General features: G+C 47.6%; 1 protein-coding gene. It reads left to right on the top strand.

Translation table 11 applies throughout. The annotated features are described in order from the left end of the window. Window positions 1–210: 210 nt before the first annotated feature. On the top strand, window positions 211–1,216 hold a 1,006-nt coding region (locus tag R7P69_RS24870; protein WP_318121775.1), incomplete at its 3' end, for an ABC transporter substrate-binding protein.

Below are 1,216 nucleotides of genomic sequence, written 5' to 3'. Positions count from 1 at the left end.
GATCACTGCAGACCTAATCTCTGAGCTCGTTGCAGACAAGCCAACATCGGTGAATATTGCGCCGTTCACACTACAGCGATTTGCCTAAAAAATTTTAAAATTAAATATTGTATAAAATATATTTAATGCTAATGTTAACGAAAATTTAACAAATGTGGTGTCCAACAGCCGTAACGGATACCTCCAGAAAAACAACCAAAGGAGTAAACCATGTCACGAATGACGAAAACACCACTGGTGATGTTGATTTCGGGAATGCTGTTGGGTACCTCGGCATACGCTGAAGATAAACTAACGGTCGTCTCATGGGGTGGCGCGTTCACCAAAAGCCAAGTAGAGGCTTACCACAAACCATTCATCCAAAAGACTGGTGTTGAGATCGTATCGGAGGATTTCAGTGGCGGTTTGGCGGAGATTAAAGCGCAAGTAGAAGCAAACAACGTGCGTTGGGATTTGGTCTCGCTGGATAAACCAGACATTGTTCGAGGCTGCGCGGCAGGGCTTTTGGAACCCGTCAACCCCAGTATTCTGCCTCCCGGCGCTGACGGGACACCAGCAAAAGAGGATTTCATCGATGGGGCGATCCACGAGTGTGCGATTAACACCATCGTCGTATCGACCGTCTTAGCGGTGAACGAGGATGCTTTCAAAGGCAAAACGGCTCCAACCAAGTTGACAGACCTTTTTGATTTAACAAACTTTCCCGGTCGACGAGCACTACAAAAGCAACCTCAAGGTAACCTTGAATGGGCATTATTGGCCGATGGCGTTAAACCTGACGAAGTTTACCGCCTACTAGAAACTGAAGAGGGGCGAGCACGCGCCTTTGCCAAACTCGACACCATCAAACCGCAAGTGCTTTGGTGGACGACAGGTGCGCAGCCACCACAAATGTTGGCAGATAAAGAAGTGGTAATCGCGTCTGCTTTCAATGGCCGGATACACAACGCGCGTAAAGATGAAGGCCAACCATTTCGCATCATTTGGGATCACCAAATGGGTTACATGAACGGCTGGGCTATTCCTAAAGGAAGCGCGAATACCAAACTTGCCCTCGATTTCATTGCTTTTTCTTCGGGTACTAAGCCTTTGGCAGATCAAGCTAAATACGTCGCGTATTGCCCAACTCGTAAGTCTTCTTCTGCAGAAGTAAGCCCAGAGATTCTGGCGAACCTGCCGACCGCGCCTCAGAACTTTAAAACGGCGTTTTTGATTA

The sequence above is a fragment of the Vibrio sp. 661 genome, assembly GCF_033339315.1.
In the GTDB taxonomy this organism is placed as follows: Bacteria; Pseudomonadota; Gammaproteobacteria; order Enterobacterales; family Vibrionaceae; genus Vibrio; species Vibrio alginolyticus.
This window is presented reverse-complemented; position numbering and strand designations above follow the sequence as displayed.